The following is a 23,836-nucleotide window of genomic DNA, read 5'->3' as shown; positions in this document are numbered from 1 at the left end:
CGGAAGGAACGCGAATGCTGGCCGCTGCGCGCAAGGATCTTCTGCTCGACCGACTCCGCCGTGACGGGCGGCTCATCGCGAAGGACCTCGCCCGTGAGCTGGGACTCTCCGAGGACAGCATCCGCCGGGACCTCCGCGAACTGGATGCCGCGGGCCTGGCCGTCCGCGTCTACGGCGGCGCCCTCCCGGCCTCCCCCGCGGTCGCCGACCTCGCGGCGCGGGCGACCGTCGCGCCCGACAGTAAGCGACGGGTGGCCGCGGCCGCCGTGGCGCTCATCGAACCCGGCTCCGCGATCATCCTCGACGGCGGCACCACGGCTCTCGCCATGGTCGCGGCTCTCCCGACGTCGTTCGCGGGAACGGTCATCACCCACAGCCCGACGATCGCGTCCGCCCTCCTCGATCACGCCGCCGACGTCATCCTCATCGGCGGGCGCCTGTTCAAGCACTCCGGCGTCGCCTGCGGTGCCGCGGCGGTCGAGGCCGCGGGCCGCCTCAGCGCCGACGTCTTCTTCCTCGGGGTGACCGGCGTCCATGCCGCCGCGGGACTGACGACGGGCGATGAGGAGGAGGCCGCGATGAAGCGCGCGCTCTCCGCCCGCGCGGCGGAGACCTACGTGCTGGCGAGCGTCGAGAAGGTCGGCGCCGCCTCCCGCTACAGCGTCCTGCCGCTCGAGTCCGTCGCCGGAGTCATCACCGACGCCGACCCCGCGGGTCCGGCGCTTTCGGACCTCGCCGGCGCCGGGGTGCCGATCGTCGAGGCCTGAGGCCGCAGCATCCGTCCCGAGACGACGTGATCCGGCGTGACCCTCAGAGCTGGGGCCAGGATGCCGGACCGGGCGTTCCCGCCGGGTACTCCTCCAGCGGCACCTCGTTCTTCTGCCAGGCGTCGATCACGGGCTGCACGATGCGCCAGCACTGCTCGGCGGTGTCGCCGCGCACCGACAGGGTGGGATCGCCGTCGAGGATGCCCTGCAGCACCTCGGCGTAGGCGAGGAGCTCGCCCTCGCCGAACTCGGTCTCCAAGGCGACGCGGTCGAGCTCGAACGGGTCGCCGGGGCCGTTGACGTTGATCTCGAGCGCCATGCGGTCGGGTCCGAGGGTGAGGCGCAGCACTGTGGCGTCCGCCGAGCCCTCGAAGCCGCCGGGCAGGTGGGTGACCGGCTTGAAGCGGATGACGATCTCGCTGCGACGGTCGCCGAGGGCCTTGCCCGAGCGGAGGACGAAGGGCACTCCCGCCCAGCGCGAGGTCGCGATGCCCACCGTCATCTCGGCCAGCGTCTCGGTGCCGCGTGCCGGGTCCACGCCCTCCTCGTCGGCGTAGGCCGGCAGCGTGCGGTCGCCGATCGTGCCGGCGCCGTACCGGGCGCGGCGCGAGGAGGCGACGGCGTCGTCCTCCCACACGCTCGTCGCGCGCAGCACGACGGCCTTGGCGTCGCGGAGATCCATCGCGCCGAGCGTCGAGGGCGGATCCATGGCCACGACCGCCATCACCTGCAGCAGGTGGCTTTGGATCATGTCCACGAGCGCGCCCGCCTTGTCGTAGTACCCCGCGCGTCCCTCGAGGCCGAGCGCCTCGTCATAGCGGATGACGACCGACTCGATGTGCTCCGCCGACCAGGTCGGCTCGAAGATGCGGTTCGTGAAGCGCACGCCGAGCACGTTGAGCACCGTGGAGCGCCCGAGGAAGTGGTCGATGCGGTGCACCTGGTCTTCGGGCACGAGCCTGGTCAGCACCTGGTTGAGCGCGTGCGCGCTGGCCTCATCGGTGCCGAACGGCTTCTCGAGGGCGAGGATCAGCCCCTCGGGCAGCGTGACCTGCTCGAGCGCCACGCACGCCGTGGCCGCGACCGCCGGCGGCACCGCGAAGTAGAAGGCCGGACGGCCCTCGGCCATGGCCAGCAGCGCCCGCAGATCCTCGGGCTTCGTGATGTCCGACCTCCGGTACGTCGCGCCCGCGAGCACGGCGTCGACCGCGGACCCGCTCGCCTTCACCGTCGCGAACGACGCGGTCACGACCTCGCGCCATTTCGCGTCGTCCCAGTCGTCCATGCCGGCGCCGATGAGGCGGATCCCGCGCTCCGGCTCCCGCGTGAGCAGCTGCCCCAGCGCGGGCATGAGGAGGCGCGACGTGAGGTCGCCGGAGGCGCCGAGCACGATCAGCGTGGTCTGGGTGGCGGTCATGTCGCCACCCTATGCCGCGACGGCGTCGCCCCTCCACGACCCGTCGGGGTCCATCCGCGACGCACAGCCGATGCCGCGCCGGCGCATCGCCGACACACAGCGGACTCATCGGCGGGACCGGAGCCCGCGGCATCCGCACACTGTCAGACTCTGCCCATGGCTTCACCCATCGAGGACTACGCCGTCCTCAGCGACTGTCACACCGCCGCCCTCGTCTCGCGTGACGGCAGCATCGACTGGCTGTGCCTGCCGCGCTACGACTCCCCGTCGACCTTCGCCGCCCTGCTGGGCACGGAGGATCACGGACGGTGGATGCTGCGGCCCCGCGATGCGCATGCCACCAGCACCCGCGCCTACGACGGCGACGGGTTCGTGCTGCGGACGCGGTGGCAGACGCCCACGGGGGTCGCGGAGGTGCTCGACGTGATGCCGTACGGCGATCGCCGGGCCGATGTGATCCGGCGGATCCGCGGCGTCTCGGGCACCGTGGAGTTCCGCCAGGAGGTGCGGGTGCGTTTCGACTACGCGCGCGCGATGCCGTGGATGCGCCAGGCCGGCACCGACGACGATCCGCTGCTCATCGCGATCGCGGGACCGGATGCCCTGGTGTTCCGCGGGGCGGCGCTGCACGCGGTCGACCACGCCCACGCCGGCACCGTGACCGTCGGCGAGGGCGACACGGTCGATCTGACGATGACCTGGTATCCGTCGCACCGGGAGATCCCCGATCCGGTCGACGTCGACGCCGCCTTCGCCACGACCGACGCCTGGTGGGCGGCCTGGGCCGGCCGCATCCGGCACACCGGCCCCTACCGCGACGAGGTCGTGCGCTCGCTGCTGGTGCTGCGTGCGCTCACGCACGAGGACACGGGCGGCATCGTCGCGGCCGCGACCACGTCGCTGCCGGAGGACTTCGGCGGCGTGCGCAACTGGGACTACCGCTACGTCTGGCTGCGGGATGCGTCGCTGACGCTCGAGGCGCTGCTGGAGCACGGGTTCACCGGAGAGGCGGCGATGTGGCGGAGGTGGCTGCTGCGCGCGATCGCGGGCGATCCGGCCGACGTGCAGATCATGTACGGGCTCGCGGGGGAGCGCGACCTCGAGGAGCGCGTGCTGCCGAACCTCCCCGGCTACGACGGCGCCGCGCCCGTGCGGATCGGCAACGGCGCGGTGACCCAGTACCAGGCGGACGTGATGGGCGAGGTGATGCTCGCGCTCGAGGCCGCGCGCAACGCCGGCGTCGACGAGGGGGCGTACTCCTGGCCGCTGCAACGCGCTCTGCTCGGCTACGTCGAGGAGAACATGGCCCGCCCCGACAACGGCATCTGGGAGATGCGGGGCGACCCGCGCATGTTCACGTACTCGCGCGTCATGATCTGGGCCGCCTTCGACCGCGGCGCCCGCGCGGTGCGCGAGCACGGACTCGACGGTCCCGCCGACCGGTGGGAGGAGCTGCGCGAGCGGATGCGGGCGGAGATCGACGAACAGGGCTACGACGCCGAACGCGGCCACTTCGTGCAGGCCTACGGCTCGCCCGAGGTGGACGCCGCGCTGCTGATGCTCCCGCAGGTCGGCTACTGCGCCGCCGACGACGCCCGGATGCTGGGAACCGTCGACGAGATCGAGAAGCGCCTGATGCGCGACGGCCTCCTGCACCGGTATCGCACGCAGTCGGACGTCGACGGACTGCCGGGCGACGAGCATCCGTTCCTGGCCTGCTCGTTCTGGCTCGTCGAGCAGTACGCCGCCAGCAACCGCCTCGACGACGCGGAGGCACTGATGGACCGCCTGTGCGGGCTGGCGAACGACGTGGGGCTGCTGTCGGAGGAGTACGACGTCACCCTGCAGCGTCACGCCGGCAACACCCCGCAGGCCCTGTCGCACCTGGCGCTCGTGCGGGCCGCCGACGCGCTCGCCGGCGTCCAGCCCCCGCGCGGCCACGTGCGCTGACCCGGCCGGCGGGGCCGGGCCGGCCCGGGTCAGCCGCGCAGCGCCTCGGCCAGCTTCACGCGGCCGCCCATGCGCAGCAGCGAGTTCTGGTAGATCTTCGCGCCGAGCAGGATCGCGCCGACGCAGGTGGCCAGCAGGATGAGGAGCGACACGATCGGCTCCCACGCCTGCGCCTCGCCGAGGAAGAGGCGCATCGGCATCCCCACCGGAGCCGAGAACGGCACGTACGACATGATCGTGAGCACGACGGGGTTGTCGTTGAAGAAGATCACCAGGAAGTACGGCGCCATGATCAAGATCGTGATCGGGAAGGTCGTCGAGCCGATGTCCTCCTGACGCGACACCATCGCGCCGGCGGCGGCGAACAGCGCCGCGAGCAGGATGAAGCCGAACAGGAAGAACACCGCGAACCACAGGATCGGGGCGCCCAGCAGGCTGAGCAGCTGGCTCTGCCCGATGATCGAGAGCCCCGTGATCGAGATCGCCGCGAGGACGAGGATCTGCCCCATCGCGAGGATCGTGTTGCCGATCACCTTGCCGGCCAGCAGCGTCCGCGCGCGGATCGCCGAGATGAGGATCTCGACGACGCGCGTCTGCTTCTCCTCCACGACACTGGCCGCGATCGTCGACCCGAACAGGCTGGCGGCCATCAGGAACACGACGCCGAAGCCGATCGCGACGAAGTAGCGGATCGCCTCATCGGTGCGCGCCGGCTGGAGCAGCTCGACGGGCGGCACCTGGGCGAAGCCGAGCATCAGCGACGTCGGCGCCGACGACTTCGCGACGATCGAGTAGCCGAAGGGCTCTGCCGACGGGTCGGGCACGATCGCGGCATCCACCGTCCCGTCCATCACCAGCTGCTCCGCGGCCGCGCGGTCGGGCACCTCGGTGACGTTCAGGCCGGCCTCGGACGGCACGAGGGAGGCGGCGTCCGACACCACAGCGACGGGCGTGCCCGACTGGTTCTGCGCCGCGAGTCCGCCGAAGACGAGCCCGGCGAGGGCCGCCAGGAACAGGATCGCGGTGGAGATCACGAAGGCCTTGCTGCGGAGCTTCGTGCCGATCTCGCGCTCGGCGACGAGCCAGATGGCGGATGCCTCGCTCGGCGCGGCAGGGTGGTCGACCCTGCGGCGGGCGGGGGCTGTCGTGGTGGTGGCGTTCATCGGACGACCTCCCGGAAGATCTGGGCGAGGGTGGGGCGCTGGGGGGCGAAGGTGCCGACGGCGCCCCGCGAGACGGCTTCGCGCAGCACGCGCTGCGCGGTCTCGTCCGTGTCGACGTCGAAGACCGCGTAGCCGCCGTCGAAGTCGACGATCTCGACGCCCTGGACGGTGCGGAGCCAGCCGGCGTCGCCCGCGGAGACGAGCTCGTAGCGGCGGCGCGCGTGCTGCGCGCGGAGGTCCTCGCGCTCGCCGGAGGCGCGGATCGTGCCGCCGGCGATGATGACGAGGTCGTCGCAGAGCCGCTCGACGAGGTCGAGCTGGTGCGACGAGAAGAGCACCGCCGTGCCGGCCGCGGCGCGCTCCTGCAGGACGGCGGCGACGACGTCCACCGCGATCGGGTCGAGGCCCGAGAACGGCTCGTCGAGGATGAGCACCTCCGGGTCGTGCACGAGCGCCGCGGCGATCTGGGCGCGCTGCTGATTGCCGAGCGACAGCGTCTCGACGTTGACGTCGAGCTTCTCGTGGAGTCCGAGACGCTCGAGCAGCGCGGTGGCGGAGGCTGTCGCATCCGACTTCGAATACCCGTGCAGTCGCGCGAGATAGACGATCTGCTCGAGGACCTTCATCTTCGGATACAGCCCGCGCTCCTCCGGCATGTAGCCGAAGCGCCGGCGGTCGGCGGTGGTGACCGGTGCGCCGTCGAGCGCCACCGTTCCCGAGTCGGAGGCCAGCACGCCCAGCGTGATGCGCATCGTCGTCGTCTTGCCGGCGCCGTTGCCGCCGACGAAGCCGGTCAGCCGACCGGGGCGCACGTCGAAGGACACGTGGTCCAGCACGTGGTGCGAGCCGTAGCTCTTGTCGAGGTCTCTCAGTTGCAGCATGCCCTCACGCTAGTGAGGAGGGATGCCGCGGCGGATCCCCCGCGGGACGGAGATCTCCTCTCCGTCGCGCGGCGTCCTTGTCAAGCCGCTGACCGGATTCATGCACCCGCATAGGCTGGCGATTCCCGCCGTCGAGGCGGACCCTCGCCGCGTGCATCGCGCGCAGCCGCTGAGAACAGGAGAATCCCATGACCGATCGCACCATCGGCTACATCGTCGGAAGCATCTCGTCGACCTCGATCAACCGCCGTCTCGCGAAGGCCCTCGAGCGTCTCGCGCCCGCCGGCACGACGCTCGTGGAGATCCCGATCGCCGACCTCCCCTTCTACTCACAGGACCACGACGCCGACTTCCCGCAGGTCGCGCGCGATTTCAAGCAGGCGATCGCCGACGTCGACGGTGTCATCATCGTCACCCCGGAGTACAGCCGCTCGATCCCGGGCGTGCTGAAGAACGCACTGGACTGGGCCGCCCGCCCGTACGGCCAGGGCGCCTTCGACGGCAAGCCCACCGCCCTGATCGGCACGTCGGGCAGCGCCATCGGCACGGCCACCGCGCAGCAGCACCTCAAGGCGATCATGAGCCACCTGAACGCGCCGACGATGGGTCAGCCGGAGGGCTACGTCCAGTCGCAGCCCGGCGTCTTCACCGACAGCGGCGAGGTCACGAACGACGAGACCGCGGAGTTCCTGGTCGGCTACCTCACCGCCTTCAACGCCCTCGTCGACCGCTACGCGAAGACCCCCGCTGCGGTCTGAGCCTCTCTGGTTCCGGTTGCGGTGACGCCTCCAGCGGCATGCGCCGCGTCGTTTCCTCAGGAAGCGTCACGTGAACGGTCGGGAGAAGCGGATGCCGCGGCATCCGCTTCTCTCAGCGGGCGGCCCGGGCGGCAAACCGCTGCGCGGGTCCGCCTCGTGCGTGCACAACTCCACGGAATCGCGCAGTCCGCGGCCGCGCCATCCGCCTCACGGCCGTCCGGGCCGCGATCTGTGGAGTCGTGTACGGCAGGGGCGTTGACTCCGATCGCAGGACGAGAATCCGTCGCGCGAGGGAGGCGGCGGTGCGCGGGATCGGGGAGCCTGGACTCCACCGCCGGCACCGACGAGAGGAACCAGCCGATGACCGATCTCCGCAAGCTCATCTACGGCGACAGCTCCGACCCTCGCATCGAGCTGGAGGAGCTGTTCGGCTCCGACGGCGCCCACCGTCTCGCCGCGGCTCAGGAGTGGGGTCGCGGTGTCATCCACGACGCCGGCCTCACCGCGGATCAGCAGGTGCACGTCATCAGGGCGCTCCGCCGTGCCGAGCCGCGGCTCTCCCTGAAGCCGGCGACCTTCCTCGCCGCGCAGCTCGCGCGGTTGCCTCGCGCGGCTCGCGCCTTGCGCGGCTAGCTGTGATGTCCAGGGACGTTGTTGCGTGAATAGCGTGTGATTCGCTGACGGGTGAAGGCCTCCCGTTGCGAGAGTGGAGCTGTCTAGGAACCGCTCTCGCACTCAGGAGGCCTTCGTGTCCCACGCTAATGCTGCTCTGACTCCGCGCGCTCGACTTCGGTTGGCGCGGCTCGTCGTCGATGATCGGTGGCCGGTGATCGTCGCGGCCAAGATGTTCATGGTCTCGCCCGTGACTGCCCGAAAGTGGGCGGCCCGATATCGGGCCGAGGGCGCTGCGGGGATGGTGGATCGCTCCAGTCGCCCGCGGTCGATGCCGACCAGAACACCACCGGATGTCGTCAAACGAATCGTCAGGTTGCGATGGCGGCGACGGCTCGGACCTGTGCAGATCGGCGGCGAACTGGGGTTGCCGGCATCGACAGTTCACGCGGTGCTCGTGCGCGCCCGGATCAACCGGCTCAGCCATATCGACCGCGTCACCGGCGAGCCGATCCGACGCTACGAGCACCCGCACCCGGGTTCGCTTATCCACGTCGACGTCACCAAGTTCGGCAACATCCCCGACGGCGGCGGACACAAGTTCCTCAGCCGCCAGCAGAGCAAAGCCAACGCCCGCGACCAAGCCGTCCGAACCGGGGAACGCGGCCGCCACTACCGCCCTCTCATCGGCACCGCGTTCCTGCACACCGTGATCGACGACCACTCCCGCGTCGCCTACATCGAGGTCTGCGCAGACGAGAAGGCCGTCACGGCGATCGGCGTGCTCGAGCGCGCAGTCACCTGGTTCGCTGAACGCGGCGTCACCGTCGAGCGCGTGCTCTCCGACAACGGCTCGGCCTACCGATCCCACGCCTGGAAAGACGCCTGCACCCAGCTCGGGATCCGCCACAAACGAACTCGCCCCTACCGGCCGCAGACCAACGGGAAGATCGAGCGCCTGCACCGCACCCTCGCCGACGGATGGGCCTACGCCCGCTTCTACTCCTCAGAAACCGAACGACGCGCTGCCTTGCCCGGTTGGCTGCACTTCTACAATCATCACCGAACCCACTCCGCCATCGGCGGCCCACCCATCAGCAGACTCAACAACCTGCCTGGACATCACAGCTAGCCGAGCCCGTGGCGCAGGGCGATGACGGCGGCGTGCACGCGGTCGCGGGCGCCGAGCTTCTGCAGGATGTTCGACACGTGCGTCTTGACCGTCGCCTCGCCGATGTACAGCTCCTGAGCGATCTCGGCGTTGCTGCGCGCCCGGGCGAGGAGGCGCAGCACCTCGGTCTCGCGTTCGGTGAGCGGCTCCCCCGGCGGAACCTCGGTCACGCCCCGCGTCGGCACCGGCGACGCGGGCGACGGCGAAGCGCCCCCCGCCGCGAACCTCTCGATCACCCGGCGCGTGACCTCCGGCGCGAGCAGCGCGTTGCCGCCCGCGACCACGCGCACGGCCGAGACGAGCTCGGCGGCGCCGGCGTTCTTCAGCAGGAAACCGCTGGCTCCGGCCTCGAGCGCGGCGAACAGGTAGTCGTCGCGGTCGAACGTCGTCACGACGATGACGGCCGCTCGCAGGGCGGGGTCGGCGACGATGCGCCGCGTCGCCTCCAGTCCGTCCATGTCGGGCATCTGGACGTCCATGCAGATGACGTCGGGATCCAGAGCGGATGCCGCGGCCACCGCCTCCGCGCCGGTCGCCGCCTCGCCGACCACGGTGACGTCGCCGCCCGCCTCGAGGATCGTGCGGAAGCCCGAGCGCATGACGGCGTGGTCGTCGACCAGCAGCACGCGGATCATCGGGTCGCCTCGGCCAGCGGGGACGCCGGGCTGCCGAGGGAGGCGCCGGCGATCGGCACCGAGACCCGCACGCGGAACCCGCCGCGCTCGCGGGGACCGATCTCGATCCGCCCGCCGGAGGCCGTCGCCCGCTCCCGCATGCCGAGCTGCCCGAGCCCCGGCCGCGGTTCCGGCACCGCCCGGCCGGTGTTGACGACCTCCAACTCGACGGCGGACGCGTCGTAGCGCAGCCGTACGTCCGCGCGCGCGCCCGGTCCCGCGTGGCGGCGGGCGTTCGTGAGCGCCTCCTGGGCGATGCGGTACAGGTTCACCTGGGTGACGCGCGGCACGGGCGCCTCGGCCCCGACGACCGCGAATGCGGTCGGCAGCCCCGTCGCGTCCGATGCGGCGACCAGTGCCGGCAGCCCCTCGAGTCCGACGGTCGACCCCGACGGCTCACCCGCGTCACCGCCCACGGTGCCACCCGGTGCGCGGAGGGTGTCCAGAAGCTGATGCAGCTCGTCGATGGCCTCGCGGGCGGAGCCCTCGATGCCGCCGAGCAGGTCGCGCGCGGCATCCCGGTCCGTTGCGATGACCGCGCCGGCGGCCCCGGCCTGCACGCCCATCACCGAGACGTGGTGGGCGACGACGTCGTGCAGCTCGCGGGCGATGCGCACCCGGTCGAGGGCGACCGCCTGCGCCGCGGTCACCTCGCGCTCGCGCTCGAGCTCGGCGGTGCGCTGCTCGAGCGTCGCGCGCTGGCGGGCCGCGAGCCACGAGCGGTCGCCGAAGTAGTACGCCCCGCCGAAGTACAGCAGGTTGGTCAGCACGCTGAGCAGCGCGCCGGCGACGTACGGCGACATCGCCCCCGCGATGACGTCGGCCTCGTCGGCCTTCGCGATCGCCTCCGTGTACATGGAGATGATCAGCCACGTGAACATCCCGATGATGATCGCGACCCGCACGATCATCGCCCGGTGGCGGCTTCGTGACCAGGCGCCCACCGTGTACAGCGCGATGAACATGGCGATGTTGCCGACGTAGAGCTCGGGCACGCGCAACGTGGCCGCCGCGAAGTACGCGGTGCACACCACGACGGCCACCGTCGCGGGGAGGCGGCGCCGCAGCGCCAGGGGCACGGCCAGCACGAAGGCGTAGATCACGGCCTGCCAGAGCGGGCCCTGCTCGTCGCCGTAGATGCCCGCGATCGCGCTGAGCGCGGCGCTGAGCACGGCGCCGACGAGGATCACCCCCGCCAGCACGAGATCGGTCCTCAGCTCGCGCGCCGTGGGCACGGGGCGGACGTAGGCGTCATCGATCACACCTCCACGGTACGCAGGAGCGGATGCCGCGGCATCCGCCTCTCGAGGGATCTGATGCTTGCTCTTGACAAGCATGCTTGCTTTTAGCAAGTATAAATTATGCCCGGACGGGCGCCATCACCGACAGAGGAGTCATCATGAGCACCAGCATCTTCGTCAACATCGCCACCACCGATCTGGAGCGCGCGAAGGCGTTCTACACGGGGCTCGGGGCGACGATCAATCCGAACTTCACCGACGACAACGCCGCCTGCCTGGTCTGGAGCGACGACGTCTACTTCATGGTCCTGAAGCGCGAGTTCATGGCCACCTTCACCGAGAAGGAGATCGGCGACCCAACCCTCACCACGACCGCGCTGGTGTCTCTCAGCCGCGACTCGCGCGACGCCGTCGATGCGGCCGTCGCCGCCGCGACCACCCACGGCGGCCGCGAGCTGCGCGAGGCGCAGGACTACGGCTTCATGTACAGCCGCGACATCGAGGACCCGGACGGCAACGAGGTCGGATTCCTCTGGATGGACCCCAAGGCCGCCGAGATCGGCCCCGAGGCCTATATGGCGGAGCAGGCGCAGGCCTGAGTGGCCGCTCGCAGCTACGGGCAGTACTGCGGGGTCACGACCGCGGTCGAGCTGATCGGCGAACGGTGGGCGATGCTCATCGTCCGCGACCTGCTCGTCGGACCGCGGCGCTACACCGACCTCTCGAGGGGACTGCCGCGCATCCCGACGAACATCCTCTCCGCCCGGCTCAAGGAGCTGCAGGAGGGCGGCGTCGTGCAGCGCGTGCCCCTGAAGAACTGCGGGCTCGTCTACGAGCTGACCCCTTACGGCCGGCAGCTCGAGCCGATCGTGCTCGCGCTCGGACGCTGGGGCTTCGCGCAGATGGGCGATCCCGAGCCCGGTGACGTCGTGACGGCAGATTCGCTCACGATGGCGCTGAGGACCGCCTTCCGACCGGATGCCGCGGCCTCCGGCCCGGCGGTCGACGTCGAGCTCCACGTGGGTGACGTCGCCCTCCGCGCCCAGGTCGCCGGCAGTGTGCTGCAGGTCTGGCAGATCGCCCCGCCCGCTCCACCGGTGGGCGGGACGCCGCCCGCCGGCGAGCCCGACGTCGTGATCGTGGCGGGCCCCGGCATCCGCTCCGTCATCTCCGGCGAGCTCGCTCCGGCCGACGCGGTCGCGCAGGATCAGGTGGCGGTCGTCCGCGGCGACGCCGACCTGCTCGAGCGCTTCGCCGAGATCTTCCACATCGACCCCAGAGGCGGCATCATCGCCGCATGACGACGGCACCGCCGCCGGGAAGGAGGCGACCATGTCCGGTCGCATCACCATCGATCTGTTCACCACCCTCGACGGCGTCGCGCAGGCGCCGGGCGGTCCCGACGAGGACACCTCGGGCGGGTTCACCTGGGGTGGATGGCAGGCTCCCTACCAGGACCAGATCATCGGCCGCGAGATCATGGCGGGCATCTCGGCCATGGATGCGCTCGTGCTCGGCCGCCGCACGTACGACATCTTCGCCGCCTACTGGCCGCAGCACGAGGAGGGCGAGGCGGAGGGGGCCATCGGCCGCCGGTTCGCCGAGATCCCCAAGTACGTCGCCTCCCGCGGCGACGTCGACCTGCGCTGGGCGGGTTCGCATCGCCTGGGGGAGGACGCCGCGGCATCCGTCTCCGCCCTCCGCGAGACGCACGACGACATCCACGTCATCGGGTCGATCGACTTCGTCCACTCCCTGCTGGCGGCCGAGGCGTACGACGAGCTGGTGCTGTGGGTGTATCCCCTCGTTCTCGGCACCGGCCGCAAGGTCTTCCCCGACGGCGCGATGCCGGCACGGCTGAAGATGCTCGCCCCCGCAGTCACCGGGGACTCCGGAGTCGTATCGCTGCGCTACGGCCCCGACGGTGCGCCCACGACGGGCGACATGACCGCCTGATACGGTGCGGGCGTGAGCCAGGAGCCTCCCGCGGAGTCGACCACCGCCCCCGACCGTCAGCGCCGCGACGTCCCCGTCGGCGTCGTGATGGTGGGCATGTCGGCCATCGCCTGGTGGCCGGCGTTCACGCTCGGCGCGTGGGGCGAGATCTTCTTCGACAACATCCTCGGCCTCTGGGCGGCCTCGACGGCGGCGTTCGTCTTCGTGCTGGTCGAGCGCCGACCCGTGCGCGGACGTCTCGTGCGAGCGTTCGTGCTGCTGATACCGACCGTGTGGCTCGTGCTGAACTTCCTGGTCTCGTCGCAGAACCCCGACGACCTCGGCGCGGCGATCGTCGACCTTTTCGCGCTGCTGGTCGTGATCGTCGGCATACCGTTCACGCTGTGGGTGCTCGTGCGCATCATCTGGCCCGAGTTCGCCGCCGAGCGCCGCCGCCGCACGATCTGGCTCATCACCTCGGTCGTGCTGGGGGTGGCGGTGATCTCGCTCCTGCTCGGCATGAACCAGTCGCGGTTCCTCACCTGTCAGGACTTCGCGATCAGCGGCAACTCCGAGCCGCCGGGCTGCACCCCGGAGGAGACGAGCACGCCGACACCTGCCACGCCCGCGCCGAACGGCTCCGCGACGCCCTAGAAGATCATCGGGCGGTCGTCGTCCTCGTCGGGGCTCGTCAGATCGAGGTCGACGACGACGGGCACGTGATCGCTCGGCGCCTTGCCCTTGCGCTCGTTGCGGTGGATGGCCGCCCCCGTCACGGCGTCGGCGAACGCGTGCGAGCCGAGGATGAAGTCGATGCGCATGCCCTCGTTGCGGGGGAACGCCAGCTGCTTGTAGTCCCAGTAGGTGTAGCCGGTCGGCACCAGCGGGCGCACGACGTCGCTCACTCCGGCATCGACGAGCGACGCGAAGGCGGCGCGCTCGGGCGGCGAGACATGCGTCGAGAAGCCCTCGACGACGCCGGGCACGCCGTTGTCGGGGTTCGTGGGCGCGATGTTGAAGTCGCCCACGAGCGCCAGCGCGAGGTCGGGGTTCGCGGCGAGCGACTCGCGCGTGTACTGCTCGAGCGCCGAAAGCCAGTCGAGCTTGTAGTAGTAGTGCGGATCCCCCAGCGCGCGGCCGTTCGGGACATAGAGGCTCCACACCTCGACCCCGCCGATCGTCGCGGCGATCGCGCGGGCCTCCTGCGGAGCATCCGGGCCCTCGTGGCCCTTCTCGAACCCGGGCATGCCGGGGAAGGCGGTGCGGACGTTCTCGAGCGGCTCGCGGCTCGCGATCGCGACGCCGTTCCACTGCGAGAAGCCGTGCGCCTCGACGGTGTAGCCGGCGTCTTCGAAGGCGTCGAAGGGGAACTGCTCGGCCTTGCACTTGATCTCCTGCATGGCCAGCACGTCGACGCTCTCGCGCACGGCGAACTCGACGATCCGGTCCACACGAGCACGCACGGAGTTCACGTTCCAGGTGGCAAGGCGCATGCTTCCAGCCTAGGGTCGGCCGACGACGTCCGAAGAGCGGATGCCGCGGCATCCCGATCCCTACAATCGAGGTCATGACCGTCGCCTCCACGCCCGAGCTCGAAGCAGATCGCCAGTACCTCATCGCGCTGATCGAGGACGAGGCGGTGTTCCACGGGGACTTCACGCTCTCGAGCGGCAAGAAGGCCACCTACTACGTCGACATGCGCAAGCTGACGCTCGACCACCGCGCCGCGCCCGCGATCGGCCGCATCATGCTCGACCTCATCCGCGACGTCGAGGGCGTCGTGGCGGTGGGCGGGCTGACGCTCGGCGCCGACCCGATCGCGAACGCGGTCATGCACGAGTCGGCCCGCACCCCGCGGCCGCTCGACGCCTTCGTCGTGCGCAAGGAGCCCAAGGACCACGGCCGCGGCCGTCAGGTCGAGGGCGCCGAGGTCTCGGGCAAGCGCGTGGTCGTCCTCGAGGACACCTCGACGACCGGCCAGTCCGCGCTCGCGGCGGTCGAGGCGCTGCGCCGCGAGGGCGCCGAGGTCGTCGCGGTCGCCGTCATCGTCGATCGCCGCACCGGCGCCCAGGCCGCCGTCGAGGCGGAGGGCCTGACGTGGCTGGCCGCCGTCGACCTCGACGACCTCGGCCTCGACGCCCAGTAGCGCGCGTCAGGCGTCGGGCCCGTCCTCGCGGTCGCGCTCGTCGCGGTCGCGGCGGTTCATGCGCACGTACTGCATGACGAAGACGACGAGCGTTCCGAGCAGCACGACGGCCGAGACGCCGTAGAGCAGGCCTTGATCGAGTCCGTTCACGGTCTCTTCCCCTCCGCCGCGTCGGCGACGATCTTGGCGATGCGGGCGGAGCGCGTCTCCGGGCGCTTGGCCATCGCGATGTTCGTGAGTCCGACCTTGCGCGTCGACGGGGGGAACGCGTCCCACGCGGCGCGGGCGGCGGGAAGCGCGTCGAGCGCGACGGTCAGCTCGGGCGGCTCGAGCAGCGCCTCCGGTCCGTCCAGGAGCGTCCACGACCCGCTCGCCTTCGCCGCCTCCAGCACCCGGATGCCGGCCTCGGCCATCAGCCCCTCGGCCTCCAGCCGCGCGATGCGCGCCTTGTTCGTCGCCGCCCAGCCGCTGCCGGGCCGGCGCGGTGTGAACCACAGCCCCGTGGTCTCCTCGTCGAACACCCGCACCGGCCCGTCGATCCACCCGAAGCACAGCGCGTGCAGGATCGCGTCCTCGTAGGCGACGTACCGGTCGACGTAGCCGGAGCGTCCGCGCACCAGCCAGGCGCCGGTCGCCGTCGCGTGGTTCTCCTCGAGCCAGGCGCGCCAGGCCGCAGCATCCGGAGCCACGACCTTCTCGCCGTCGTCGAGGGCGCCCATCAGAGGATGTCGGCTTCCTCGGTCTCGAGCGGCTCGTCGCGAACGAGGTCGGCGACGGAGTCCAGCACCTCATCGGGGCGGAACGGGTAGCGCTCGATCTCCGCGGCGTCGCTGATGCCGGTCAGCACCAGAATCGTGTGCAGCCCGGCCTCGATGCCCGCGACGATGTCGGTGTCCATGCGGTCGCCGATCATGCCCGTGTTCTCGGAGTGCGCGCCGATCCGGTTGAGCGCCGAGCGGAACATCATCGGGTTCGGCTTCCCGACGACGTAAGGCTCTTTGCCGATCGCCTTCGTGATGAGCGCGCTGATCGCGCCGGTCGCCGGCAGCACGCCGTCGGTCGAGGGCCCCGTCGCGTCGGGGTTGGTCGCGATGAAGCGCGCCCCCGCCGCGATGAACCGGATCGCCTTCGTGATCGCCTCGAACGAGTAGTTGCGGGTCTCGCCGACGACCACGTAGTCGGGATCGGTCTCGGTCATGATGAAGCCGGCCTCGTGCAGAGCGGTCGTGAGGCCCGCCTCGCCGATCACGAACGCCGTTGCGCCGGGCGCCTGCCCCTTGAGGAAGTCGGCGGTCGCCAGCGCGGAGGTCCAGATGGATGCCTCGGGCACCACCAGTCCCGAGGCGCGGAGCCGCGCGCTCAGATCCCGGGGGGTGAAGATCGAGTTGTTGGTGAGGACGAGGAAGGGGGTGCCTTCGTTCGTCCACTGCTGCAGCAGCTCGGCCGCGCCAGGGACGGGAGTGTTCTCATGGACGAGCACGCCGTCCATGTCGGTCAGCCAGCACTCGATCTCGGCATGGGTCCGCATGCGGTCAGCCTAGCCGCGGGGTGCGCCGGCCGCCCGGGTGGGATGCGGAGCGTGCGCGCGGCTCGCGGGCCGCGGAGCCCGCCCGGCGAGCGGTGGCGGGGCTAGTGTCGAAACGTGGCACGCGGCGACTGGGACCCCGAGAACCTCCCCGACCTCTCCGGTCGCACCTACCTCATCACCGGCTCCAACGCCGGCCTCGGCTACTTCTCCGCCGAGCAGCTCGTCGGAGCGGGCGCCCATGTCGTCATGACCGGCCGCAGCCCGAACCGTCTGGCGGCGGCGCGTGCCGCGGTGACGCGCAGGGTGGTGGATGCCGGAGCCTCCGGCAGCGTCGAGACCCTCCTGCTGGACACGAGCAATCTCGGATCCGTCCGCGCCGCCGCCGCGACCGTCAAGGGCCGCGGCAAGCTCGACGGCCTGCTGCTGAACGCCGGCATCGTGCACCCGCCGAAGGAGCGCGAGACCTCCCTCGACGGCAATGAGCTCGTCTTCGCCACCAACGTGCTCGGCCACTTCGCCCTCGCGGGCGCCCTGCTGCTGACGCTCGCCGCGGGCCGCGGACGCATGGTGTGGCTCGGCAGCATGTCGACCTCGCTGGGCGCGCAGGACCCCGTCGACCCGCAGCTGCACGAGAACTACACCGGCTGGCGCGCCTACGTGCAGTCCAAGGTCGCCACCACCGCGCTCGGCTTCGAGGCCGACCGGCGGCTGCGCGACGCCGGCGTGCCCGTGCGGAGCATCATCGCCCACCCCGGCTACTCGGTCAGCGGACGCACCCGCGGCGTCGTCGGCGTCAACGAGCCGAGCCGGCTGGCGCGCTTCACCGACAACCTGCAGGCCGCCCTCACCCAGTCGAAGGAGCGCGGCGCCTGGCCGCTCGTGCGCGCGCTCGCCGATCCCGAGGTCGAGGGCGGCGACTTCCTCGGACCGCGCTTCGTGACGCGCGGCGAGCCGCGCAAGGGCACGGCGTCGAAGATCACCCGCGACCCGGAGATCGCCGCGCGCCTCTGGGGCGTCTGCGAGGACGCCGCGGGCGTGCAGTGGCCGTTCCTCAAGGCCACGAAGACCCGGCGCTGAGCCGCGCCGTCGTTGGTTCACCTGACGGGTGATGCCGCCGTGAGTTCACCTGACGGGTGATGCCGCCGCCTCGCCGCCGTTCCGGCACCTGGCGCCAGGTGAATGCCCGGTCCGTTCCCGCCCGACCGCGTGCAGATCGAGAGGAGATGTGTCGCTCCGGAGGATGGATCCGGATGCTGCATCCTCCGCTTCGCCGCATCTCCTCCGGATCCGCACATCGCCCCGGCAAATCGACCCGCTCGCGAGCGAGCACGCATCCTCCGCTTCGCCGCATCTCCTCCGGATCCGCACACCACCGCGGCGAGTCGGAATGCCGCGAGCGAGCACGGTCAGGCGCTGAGCCAGACCGCCTCCGCCGCGCCGGGCGGCAGCGACAGGGGCGTGCCGTCGAGCTCGCAGGTCGCGGCATCCGTCACCACCATCTCGGCGCCGGGGCGGACGCCCGCCTCCTCGAGTGCACGCAGCAGGCCGGCGTCGCGGTCGCTGACGCGCAGCACCCGGCCGCGGTGCCCCGCCGGGGCGGAGCCGAGGATCACGAAGTCGTCGCGGTGGACCCGGCCCGCGGCATCCGGGATCGCATCGCCGTGGGGGTCGAAGCGCGGGCGTCCGAGGCGCTCGTCGATGCCGTCGAGCAGCCGGTCGCTGATGGAGTGCTCGAGCACCTCGGCCTCGTCGTGCACCTCGTCCCAGCCGTAGCCGAACTCCTGCACGAGCCACGCCTCGATGAGCCGATGGCGGCGGATGACCGCTGCCGCGCGATGCTCCCCGTCGTCGGTGAGCGAGATCGGCCCGTACGGGCGGTGCGTGACCAGACCCTGCGCGGCGAGCTTGCGCACCATCTCGGTGACGCTGGAGGGGGCGAGGCCCAGCACCAGCGCGAGCTGCGACGGGGTGATCTTCTCGCTCTGCCACTCGGTGTGGTGGTAGATCGTCTTCAGGTAGTCGTCGATCGCGGGGGAAGCCACGGATCTCAGGCTACCGGCGGCCGGGTGCCGGGTCAGCCGCCGCCCAGCACGAGCCAGAGCAGCACGCCGTTGAGGGCGATGAGGAACACGGATGCCGCGATCCCGGCCGCCGTCGTGATGCGCCGGTTGCGGTGCGCGCCCAGCAGCGCGCGGTCGGCCGTCAGCACGATGAGCGGGATGAGCGCGAAGGGGATGCCGAACGACAGCACGACCTGACTCAGCACCAGCGCGAGGGTCGGGTCGACTCCGGCGCCCAGGATGATGAGCGCGGGGATGAGCGTGACCAGGCGACGGGCGATGAGCGGGATGCGCACGCGGAGGAGGCCGTGCATGATCTCGGCGCCGGCGTACGCGCCGACGGACGTGCTGGCCAGGCCGCTCGCGAGCAGACCGACGGCGAAGAGGGTGGCGACAACGGGTCCGATGCCCGCCTCGAGAGCTGCGTGGGCGCCCTCGAGCGAGTCGGTGCCCGGCACGCCCGCGAGGTTCGCCGCCGCGAGCAGCAGGATGCAGAGGTTCACCGTGCCCGCGATGAGCATCGCGATGCTCACGTCCCAGCGGGTGGCGCGCAGCAGCCGGGGGATCGGGATGCCGGTGGCCGCGGCATCCGTCCCGTTCTCCGGCTCGCCCTTCGGCGGGCGGTGAGCGGCGAAGCGGTCGCGCGCGAGGGCGGAGTGCGCGTAGATGGCGTGCGGCATGATCGTCGCCCCCAGGATGGAGGCGGCCAGCAGCACCGAGTCGGCGCCGTCGAAGCGGGGGACCAGACCCGCGACGACGCCGGCCGGGTCGGGCGGGCCGACGAAGACCCCGACGGTGAAGCCGACCGCGATGACGACGATGAGTCCGACGATGACGAACTCGAACGTGCGCGCGCCGCGTCGGGTCTGCAGGACGAGCAGCGCCATCGACACGAGGCCGGTGACGAGTCCGCCCCAGATCAGGGGGAGGCCGAACAGCAGGTTGAGCGCCACGGCGCCGCCGATGACCTCGGCGATGTCGGTCGCCATCGCGACGAGCTCGGCCTGCAGCCAGTACGCCCGGCGGGCCCACGGGCGGCGGATGCGCGTGCCGAGGTTCTCGGGGAGGCTCCGCCCCGTGACGATGCCGAGCTTCGCGGAGAGGTACTGGATCAGCCACGCCATGACGTTGCCCAGCACGACGACCCACACCAGCAGGTAGCCGAAGCGGGCGCCGGCCGTCATGTTGCTGGCGACGTTGCCGGGGTCGAGGTAGGCGACGCCGGCCACGAGCGCCGGACCCAGCAGCCAGGCCAGCCGCTGCGGCGTCGGCGGCCGGCTCGCGCGACGCGGTGCGGCCCGCAGCGTCGCGGAATCTTTCGGCATACCGAAAACCTATCAACTCGGTGGCCGCACGGGTATCCCGAACGTGCACAGGGCGCGACGGATACTGTTGCCCGGTGAGCGCGGAGCGGGAGCAGGACGAGCCGGAGGAGCCGCGGCTGCCTCACGGCGTCGGGCCCTGGCCGGACGGGGCGCCCGAGGGTGCCGAGTCCGATCCGCCCGCCGATCCGCGCTACGACCCCGAACTGCTGGCTCAGGGCGACAGCCGCAACGTCGTCGACCGCTACCGGTACTGGCGGATGGACGCGATCGTCGCCGACCTCGATGAGCGGCGGCATCCGTTCCACGTCGCGATCGAGAACTGGCAGCACGACATGAACATCGGCTCGATCGTGCGCAGCGCCAACGCCTTCCTCGCCGACACCGTGCACATCATCGGCCGCCGCCGCTGGAACCGCCGCGGCGCCATGGTCACCGACCGGTACCAGCACGTCGTGCACCACGAGGACGTCACAGCGTTCCAGGCGTGGGCCGCGGGCGAGGGCCTGCCGATCATCGCGGTGGACAACGTCGAGGGGTCGCTCCCGGTGGATCGCGCCGACCTGCCGGAGAAGTGCATCCTGCTGTTCGGGCAGGAGGGGCCGGGGCTGTCCGCCGAGGCTCAGGCTGCGGCATCCGGCGCCGTCGAGATCACCCAGTACGGCTCGACGCGCTCGCTGAACGCCGGCGCCGCGGCGGCCGTCGTCATGTACGAGTGGTGCCGGCGGTGGGCGACGGGCTGACGGCGCCCGCCCGAGGGTCTCAGGCCTGGTCGGGCTCGCCCGCAGTGAACGCCACCGCACCACCCGGAGACCAGGCGACCATCGAAGGCTCTCCGCCGCGTTCGCCAGGATCGACGCCGGCTGCCGCACGCCCGCCGAAGAGCACATGCGCGATGCCCTCTGCCGCCTCCATCATCTCGGTGAGCGCCGCATCCAGATCGGCGTCGGTCGGGGCGCGATCGGCCACGGCCGCGCGGAGCACCACCCGGCGGATGAGCTCCTTCGCGAACGACGCGGTCACGCCGTCCGCGCGGTCGGCCGCGGCATCGAGCGCGTCGGCGGAGAGGTCCACCCCTGACCCGTAGATGCGGAAGAGTTCGCGGCGGGCCGTGGCGTCGGGCAGTGGCACCTCGACGGCGAGGTCGATGCGTCCGGGCCGAGCGGCGAGGGCGGGTTCGAGGATCTCGGCGCGATTGGTCGTGAGCACGAAGGCGACGTCCGCGTCGCCGTCGAGCCCGTCGAGCGCGTCGAGAATTTCGAACAGCAGCGGCTGCGGCCCGCCGAACATCATCCGGTCGGAGGCGACGAGGTCGACGTCCTCCAGCACGACGATCGACGGCGTCATCGCCCGCGCCAGGCGCACCGCCTCGCCCACCGCACCGAGCGTCATGCCCTGCAGCAGGACGGCGGTGGTGCCGGGCGTCTCGTGCAGCAGGTGGCGGACGGTGAGCGTCTTGCCCGTCCCCGGCGGCCCGTAGAGGAGCAGGCCGCGCTTCAGGTGCTGGCCGAGACTCCGCAGTGCCACGGCGTTCTCGCCGATGCCCACGACGTGATCGCGGACCCGCGTGAGCAGGCCTGTCGGGAGCACCACATCCGCCGCCGCGACGCCGGGGCGCTCGAGGAACACCATCCGACCCACGCGATCGTGGTCGTCGGACTTGGCGAAGGTCACGATGTTCCCGCGCACGACACTCAGCTCGTTCATGCGTCGGCGGAGGTGCTCGACGACGGCGGCGGTCGTCGCCGGATCGGCCGTCAGGATGACGAGCTCGGCGTTCTCCCGGCCGAACATCCGCGCAGCGCCGCGCTGGAGCACGGCGACGGGCTTGTCGTGGAAGTGCAGCAGACGGATGCCGGCGGTCACGGTCTGACGCGAGGTGCCGAACCCGGTGGCGGAGGTCTGGTACTCGACGGGGCCGTCGGGGGAGAAGGTGCTGAAGCGGTGGCGCAGCAGCCCGGCGAAGTCCTCGTGCTGACGTTCCTGCCCGCCCTCGATGCCGAGGAGCTCCGCGCGCGGGTCGGTCGCCGCCAGCTCCTCCAGCGCGAGATCGACGTCGACCAGGCGATGCGAAGCGATGCTCTCGCGGACGAGGGGAAGCGAAGCCGCATCGACGCCGAGGTGCGCGTTGACGCGCTCGCCGAGCGGCGTGACCCGCGCCGCACGCTCGTCGGGCATCTCGTTCAGACGGGCCACGAGAGACCGCAGGTCGTGCAGGAGAGCGCGCTCGTCGGAGGACTGATCCATGATCCTCACCCTAATGACGGGCTGACTCAGTCCTGGTTGGCGGTCTGCGGTGTGATCACGTAGGTGAAGACCGCCGGGACCGTCGTCGAGAGGGTCAGCGAATGACCGCTGCCGCCGGCGAACGCGATGCTGCCGAGGTCGCCGCGGGCGGCGTCGCCGGCCGTCGAGCAGCGCAGCGGCTGCAGCTCGTTCGTCTCCACGGGGGCGGGGGTCATCGTCATGGCCGACCCGTCGGCCGACTGGCACACGAGCGTCAGCTGCCACTGGCCCTCGTCCTGCGTCAGGTCGATGACGGCCTCCTTGCCGGGCTCGACCTCGCCGGCGCCGCGGGCGACCTCGGTCGATCCGCCGACCGTGTCGTCGGGGAGAGCCACGAGCGCCCACGCGTCGACCGCCGCGCCGCTGGGCAGCAGGCTCGCGTCCACGCTCTTGGTGGGCAGGGGGGTGAACCCGCCGTTCCCCTCGCTGTTCTGCGGCTCCGTCGCGGAGCACCCCGCGAGCACGGCGACGGCGATGGCGACGGATGCCGCGGCGCCGGCTCTGCGCGAAAGCGGTGACATGACCCCACGATAGGCAGGCATCCTGGAAACCGGCACCACATCGGACGCGAGCCGGGAGAGCGGATGCCGCGGCTCAGACCGTCGCGGTCATCCAGGCCTGCCCGCGCACGCGCCAGCCGAGCGTGAGCAGCCGCGCGACCATGTAGACGCCGAAGAACGCGGCGGCCAGCCAGGCCAGTCCGGGCGCGTCCGTCGGGTGCAGCACCCCGACCACAACGAGCGCCGGCACGTACGGCACGAGGTTCAGCGCCCCCGCGATCGCCAGGTACTTCGCGTCTCCCGCGCCGATCAGCACGCCGTCGAGCACGAAGACGATCCCCGCGATCGGCTGCGCGACGGCGAGCACGAGGAGCGCCGGCTGGATCAGCGCGGCCAGCGCCGGGTCGCCGGTGAAGACGAGGCCGATCACGCCGGAGAGCGCCGCGATCAGTCCGCCGACGATGACCCCGAACCACGCCCCCCATGCGACGGTGCGGGTCAGGACGCGCTGCACCTGGCCGGTGTCGCCGGCGCCGAGCCCCTTCCCGACGAGGGCCTGGGCGGCGATCGCCAGCGCGTCCAGTGCGAAGGCGGCGGTGGAGAACATCGTGAACGCGACCTGCCAGCCGGCGAGCTCGTCGGTGCCGAGCACGCTCGCGACGCCTACGGTGCCGAGCAGGGCGGCACGGAGCGACAGGGTGCGGAGCAGCATCCATCCCCCCGACAGCGCCGACGAGCGCACGCCCGCCCCCTGTGGACGCACCGATGCCGAGTGGGTGCGCGCCAGTCGTCCGATGACGACGACGTACGCGGCGACCATGCCCCACTGCGCGAGTACCGTGCCGAACGCCGACCCGGCGATGCCCCAGCCGAGCCCGTAGATGAGCAGCCAGTTGAGCAGGGCGTTGGCGGCGAAGCCGATGCCGGCGATCCACAGCGGCGTCACGGTGTCCTGCATGCCGCGCAGCAGACCGGTCGCCGCGAAGACCACGAGCATCGCCGGTAGCCCCCACACCGAGATGCCCAGGTAGATCACCGCCTGCTCCGCGACCTCGGGGGCCGCGCCGAAGAGCGCCACGAGCCCCGGCGTGGCGAAGGAGCCGGCGAGGGCGAGGATCGCGCCGATGCCGACCGCGAGCCACATGCCGTCGATGCCCGCGGAGACCGCACGGCCCGGCTCGCCGCCGCCGAAGCGCCGGGCGACGGCGGGCGTGGTCGAGTAGGCCAGGAACACCATCAGCCCGACGATCGTCTGCAGCACCGCGCCGGCGATCGCGAGGCCGGCCAGCGGCGCGGCGCCCAGGTGCCCGATCATCGCGGAGTCGACGATGAGGAACAGCGGCTCGGCGACCAGCGCGCCCAGCGCGGGCACGGCGAGCCGCAGGATGTCGCGGTTGAGCGTCGCGGACCCGGTCATCCCGTCAG

26 protein-coding genes are annotated in these 23,836 nt (G+C 71.6%); 12 read left to right on the top strand and 14 right to left on the bottom strand.

Going from position 1 to position 23,836, the window contains the following annotated elements; genetic code table 11:
• Positions 1 to 14 precede the first annotated feature (14 nt).
• A complete protein-coding gene (locus CVS47_RS15740; protein WP_127096938.1) occupies positions 15 to 767 on the top strand; it encodes a DeoR/GlpR family DNA-binding transcription regulator in 753 nt (250 codons plus the stop codon).
• 43 nt (positions 768 to 810) lie between these two features.
• On the opposite strand, the gene CVS47_RS15735 is transcribed toward CVS47_RS15740, so the two are convergent.
• Positions 811 to 2,184, bottom strand: coding sequence for a glucose-6-phosphate dehydrogenase (locus CVS47_RS15735; protein ID WP_127096937.1), 1,374 nt, complete (start codon positions 2,182 to 2,184; stop codon positions 811 to 813).
• Between the two features lie 156 nt (positions 2,185 to 2,340).
• Between CVS47_RS15735 and CVS47_RS15730 the strand changes: the two genes are divergently transcribed.
• The gene (locus CVS47_RS15730) at positions 2,341 to 4,134 is read left to right on the top strand and encodes a glycoside hydrolase family 15 protein (RefSeq protein ID WP_127096936.1); all 1,794 of its coding nucleotides are present in this window, start codon (positions 2,341 to 2,343) and stop codon (positions 4,132 to 4,134) included.
• A gap of 29 nt (positions 4,135 to 4,163) precedes the next feature.
• On the opposite strand, the gene CVS47_RS15725 is transcribed toward CVS47_RS15730, so the two are convergent.
• Positions 4,164 to 5,297: an ABC transporter permease gene (locus CVS47_RS15725; RefSeq protein ID WP_127096935.1), complete on the bottom strand. Its 1,134-nt coding sequence runs from the start codon at positions 5,295 to 5,297 to the stop codon at positions 4,164 to 4,166.
• The gene (locus CVS47_RS15720) at positions 5,294 to 6,178 is read right to left on the bottom strand and encodes an ABC transporter ATP-binding protein (protein ID WP_127096934.1); all 885 of its coding nucleotides are present in this window, start codon (positions 6,176 to 6,178) and stop codon (positions 5,294 to 5,296) included. The genes CVS47_RS15725 and CVS47_RS15720 overlap by 4 nt, the downstream gene beginning before the upstream one ends.
• A 188-nt stretch (positions 6,179 to 6,366) precedes the next feature.
• On the opposite strand from CVS47_RS15720, the gene CVS47_RS15715 reads away from it, so the two are divergent.
• The 3 genes from CVS47_RS15715 (at position 6,367) to CVS47_RS15705 (ending at position 8,680) form a co-directional block, all read left to right on the top strand.
• Entirely contained in the window at positions 6,367 to 6,936 is a 570-nt protein-coding gene (locus CVS47_RS15715) for an NADPH-dependent FMN reductase (protein WP_127096933.1), read from the top strand.
• Positions 6,937 to 7,296: 360 nt separating this feature from the next.
• On the top strand, positions 7,297 to 7,569 hold the full coding sequence (locus tag CVS47_RS15710; protein WP_127096932.1) for a hypothetical protein: 273 nt from the start codon (positions 7,297 to 7,299) through the stop codon (positions 7,567 to 7,569).
• 115 nt (positions 7,570 to 7,684) lie between these two features.
• The gene (locus tag CVS47_RS15705; RefSeq protein ID WP_127096931.1) at positions 7,685 to 8,680 is read left to right on the top strand and encodes an IS481 family transposase; all 996 of its coding nucleotides are present in this window, start codon (positions 7,685 to 7,687) and stop codon (positions 8,678 to 8,680) included.
• Here CVS47_RS15705 and CVS47_RS15700 read toward each other — a convergent pair.
• Both CVS47_RS15700 and CVS47_RS15695 read right to left on the bottom strand, forming a co-directional pair.
• Positions 8,677 to 9,354 (bottom strand): response regulator, encoded by a 678-nt coding sequence (locus CVS47_RS15700; protein WP_127096930.1) that lies wholly within the window; start codon positions 9,352 to 9,354, stop codon positions 8,677 to 8,679. The two genes, CVS47_RS15705 and CVS47_RS15700, sit on opposite strands and share 4 nt — an antisense overlap.
• A complete protein-coding gene (locus CVS47_RS15695) occupies positions 9,351 to 10,655 on the bottom strand; it encodes a sensor histidine kinase (protein WP_338142371.1) in 1,305 nt (434 codons plus the stop codon). The genes CVS47_RS15700 and CVS47_RS15695 overlap by 4 nt, the downstream gene beginning before the upstream one ends.
• A gap of 137 nt (positions 10,656 to 10,792) precedes the next feature.
• On the opposite strand from CVS47_RS15695, the gene CVS47_RS15690 reads away from it, so the two are divergent.
• Genes CVS47_RS15690 through CVS47_RS15675 form a run of 4 tightly spaced genes read left to right on the top strand, consistent with a single transcriptional unit; the run spans position 10,793 to position 13,223 of the window.
• Entirely contained in the window at positions 10,793 to 11,233 is a 441-nt protein-coding gene (locus CVS47_RS15690; RefSeq protein ID WP_127096928.1) for a VOC family protein, read from the top strand.
• Positions 11,234 to 11,935 carry a winged helix-turn-helix transcriptional regulator gene (locus CVS47_RS15685; protein WP_127096927.1) on the top strand — a complete coding sequence of 234 codons (702 nt, stop codon included), beginning with the start codon at positions 11,234 to 11,236 and terminating at the stop codon, positions 11,933 to 11,935.
• 31 nt (positions 11,936 to 11,966) lie between these two features.
• Entirely contained in the window at positions 11,967 to 12,590 is a 624-nt protein-coding gene (locus CVS47_RS15680) for a dihydrofolate reductase family protein (protein WP_127096926.1), read from the top strand.
• Positions 12,591 to 12,602: 12 nt separating this feature from the next.
• The gene (locus tag CVS47_RS15675) at positions 12,603 to 13,223 is read left to right on the top strand and encodes a hypothetical protein (RefSeq protein ID WP_241240194.1); all 621 of its coding nucleotides are present in this window, start codon (positions 12,603 to 12,605) and stop codon (positions 13,221 to 13,223) included.
• On the opposite strand, the gene CVS47_RS15670 is transcribed toward CVS47_RS15675, so the two are convergent.
• Positions 13,220 to 14,062, bottom strand: coding sequence for an exodeoxyribonuclease III (locus tag CVS47_RS15670; protein ID WP_127096925.1), 843 nt, complete (start codon positions 14,060 to 14,062; stop codon positions 13,220 to 13,222). The genes CVS47_RS15675 and CVS47_RS15670 overlap by 4 nt on opposite strands.
• Before the next feature lie 74 nt (positions 14,063 to 14,136).
• Here CVS47_RS15670 and pyrE point away from each other — a divergent pair, with 74 nt between their 5' ends.
• Complete coding sequence (gene pyrE, locus CVS47_RS15665) at positions 14,137 to 14,715, top strand: orotate phosphoribosyltransferase (protein ID WP_127096924.1); 579 nt, start codon at positions 14,137 to 14,139, stop codon at positions 14,713 to 14,715.
• 6 nt (positions 14,716 to 14,721) lie between these two features.
• Here the strand turns inward: pyrE and CVS47_RS16825 are convergent, their stop codons facing one another.
• Genes CVS47_RS16825 through CVS47_RS15655 form a run of 3 tightly spaced genes read right to left on the bottom strand, consistent with a single transcriptional unit; the run spans position 14,722 to position 16,243 of the window.
• Entirely contained in the window at positions 14,722 to 14,865 is a 144-nt protein-coding gene (locus CVS47_RS16825) for a hypothetical protein (protein WP_164734679.1), read from the bottom strand.
• A complete protein-coding gene (locus tag CVS47_RS15660) occupies positions 14,862 to 15,434 on the bottom strand; it encodes a YdeI/OmpD-associated family protein (protein ID WP_127096923.1) in 573 nt (190 codons plus the stop codon). The genes CVS47_RS16825 and CVS47_RS15660 overlap by 4 nt, the downstream gene beginning before the upstream one ends.
• Positions 15,434 to 16,243 carry an HAD-IIA family hydrolase gene (locus CVS47_RS15655; protein ID WP_127096922.1) on the bottom strand — a complete coding sequence of 270 codons (810 nt, stop codon included), beginning with the start codon at positions 16,241 to 16,243 and terminating at the stop codon, positions 15,434 to 15,436. The genes CVS47_RS15660 and CVS47_RS15655 overlap by 1 nt, the downstream gene beginning before the upstream one ends.
• 114 nt (positions 16,244 to 16,357) lie before the next feature.
• On the opposite strand from CVS47_RS15655, the gene CVS47_RS15650 reads away from it, so the two are divergent.
• On the top strand, positions 16,358 to 17,320 hold the full coding sequence (locus CVS47_RS15650) for an SDR family NAD(P)-dependent oxidoreductase (RefSeq protein ID WP_127096921.1): 963 nt from the start codon (positions 16,358 to 16,360) through the stop codon (positions 17,318 to 17,320).
• Between the two features lie 329 nt (positions 17,321 to 17,649).
• On the opposite strand, the gene CVS47_RS15645 is transcribed toward CVS47_RS15650, so the two are convergent.
• Complete coding sequence (locus CVS47_RS15645) at positions 17,650 to 18,285, bottom strand: metal-dependent transcriptional regulator (protein ID WP_127096920.1); 636 nt, start codon at positions 18,283 to 18,285, stop codon at positions 17,650 to 17,652.
• 32 nt (positions 18,286 to 18,317) lie between these two features.
• Entirely contained in the window at positions 18,318 to 19,628 is a 1,311-nt protein-coding gene (locus CVS47_RS15640) for an Nramp family divalent metal transporter (RefSeq protein WP_127096919.1), read from the bottom strand.
• Between the two features lie 74 nt (positions 19,629 to 19,702).
• On the opposite strand from CVS47_RS15640, the gene CVS47_RS15635 reads away from it, so the two are divergent.
• Positions 19,703 to 20,368: a TrmH family RNA methyltransferase gene (locus tag CVS47_RS15635; protein ID WP_127096918.1), complete on the top strand. Its 666-nt coding sequence runs from the start codon at positions 19,703 to 19,705 to the stop codon at positions 20,366 to 20,368.
• Positions 20,369 to 20,387: 19 nt separating this feature from the next.
• On the opposite strand, the gene CVS47_RS15630 is transcribed toward CVS47_RS15635, so the two are convergent.
• From CVS47_RS15630 to CVS47_RS15620, 3 genes are all read right to left on the bottom strand, one after another.
• Positions 20,388 to 21,872, bottom strand: a complete 1,485-nt coding sequence (locus CVS47_RS15630; protein WP_127096917.1) for an AAA family ATPase — start codon at positions 21,870 to 21,872, stop codon at positions 20,388 to 20,390.
• Positions 21,873 to 21,898: 26 nt separating this feature from the next.
• The gene (locus CVS47_RS15625; protein WP_127096916.1) at positions 21,899 to 22,432 is read right to left on the bottom strand and encodes a hypothetical protein; all 534 of its coding nucleotides are present in this window, start codon (positions 22,430 to 22,432) and stop codon (positions 21,899 to 21,901) included.
• A gap of 73 nt (positions 22,433 to 22,505) precedes the next feature.
• Positions 22,506 to 23,828 (bottom strand): MATE family efflux transporter, encoded by a 1,323-nt coding sequence (locus CVS47_RS15620; protein ID WP_127096915.1) that lies wholly within the window; start codon positions 23,826 to 23,828, stop codon positions 22,506 to 22,508.
• Between the last annotated feature and the right edge of the window lie 8 nt (positions 23,829 to 23,836).

This window comes from Microbacterium lemovicicum (assembly GCF_003991875.1).
GTDB lineage: Bacteria > Actinomycetota > Actinomycetes > Actinomycetales > Microbacteriaceae > Microbacterium > Microbacterium lemovicicum.
The sequence above is the reverse complement of the archived record's forward strand: the minus strand, read 5'-3'. Positions and strand labels throughout refer to the sequence as shown.

Coding starts and splice junctions, on each gene's coding strand:
- CVS47_RS15740 (WP_127096938.1), top strand. CDS start 15: ATGCTGGCCGCTGCGCGCAAGGATCTTCTGCTCGACCGACTCCGCCGT.
- CVS47_RS15735 (WP_127096937.1), bottom strand. CDS start 2,184: ATGACCGCCACCCAGACCACGCTGATCGTGCTCGGCGCCTCCGGCGAC.
- CVS47_RS15730 (WP_127096936.1), top strand. CDS start 2,341: ATGGCTTCACCCATCGAGGACTACGCCGTCCTCAGCGACTGTCACACC.
- CVS47_RS15725 (WP_127096935.1), bottom strand. CDS start 5,297: ATGAACGCCACCACCACGACAGCCCCCGCCCGCCGCAGGGTCGACCAC.
- CVS47_RS15720 (WP_127096934.1), bottom strand. CDS start 6,178: ATGCTGCAACTGAGAGACCTCGACAAGAGCTACGGCTCGCACCACGTG.
- CVS47_RS15715 (WP_127096933.1), top strand. CDS start 6,367: ATGACCGATCGCACCATCGGCTACATCGTCGGAAGCATCTCGTCGACC.
- CVS47_RS15710 (WP_127096932.1), top strand. CDS start 7,297: ATGACCGATCTCCGCAAGCTCATCTACGGCGACAGCTCCGACCCTCGC.
- CVS47_RS15700 (WP_127096930.1), bottom strand. CDS start 9,354: ATGATCCGCGTGCTGCTGGTCGACGACCACGCCGTCATGCGCTCGGGC.
- CVS47_RS15690 (WP_127096928.1), top strand. CDS start 10,793: ATGAGCACCAGCATCTTCGTCAACATCGCCACCACCGATCTGGAGCGC.
- CVS47_RS15680 (WP_127096926.1), top strand. CDS start 11,967: ATGTCCGGTCGCATCACCATCGATCTGTTCACCACCCTCGACGGCGTC.
- CVS47_RS15670 (WP_127096925.1), bottom strand. CDS start 14,062: ATGCGCCTTGCCACCTGGAACGTGAACTCCGTGCGTGCTCGTGTGGAC.
- pyrE (WP_127096924.1), top strand. CDS start 14,137: ATGACCGTCGCCTCCACGCCCGAGCTCGAAGCAGATCGCCAGTACCTC.
- CVS47_RS15660 (WP_127096923.1), bottom strand. CDS start 15,434: ATGGGCGCCCTCGACGACGGCGAGAAGGTCGTGGCTCCGGATGCTGCG.
- CVS47_RS15655 (WP_127096922.1), bottom strand. CDS start 16,243: ATGCGGACCCATGCCGAGATCGAGTGCTGGCTGACCGACATGGACGGC.
- CVS47_RS15640 (WP_127096919.1), bottom strand. CDS start 19,628: ATGCCGAAAGATTCCGCGACGCTGCGGGCCGCACCGCGTCGCGCGAGC.
- CVS47_RS15630 (WP_127096917.1), bottom strand. CDS start 21,872: ATGGATCAGTCCTCCGACGAGCGCGCTCTCCTGCACGACCTGCGGTCT.
- CVS47_RS15625 (WP_127096916.1), bottom strand. CDS start 22,432: ATGTCACCGCTTTCGCGCAGAGCCGGCGCCGCGGCATCCGTCGCCATC.
- CVS47_RS15620 (WP_127096915.1), bottom strand. CDS start 23,828: ATGACCGGGTCCGCGACGCTCAACCGCGACATCCTGCGGCTCGCCGTG.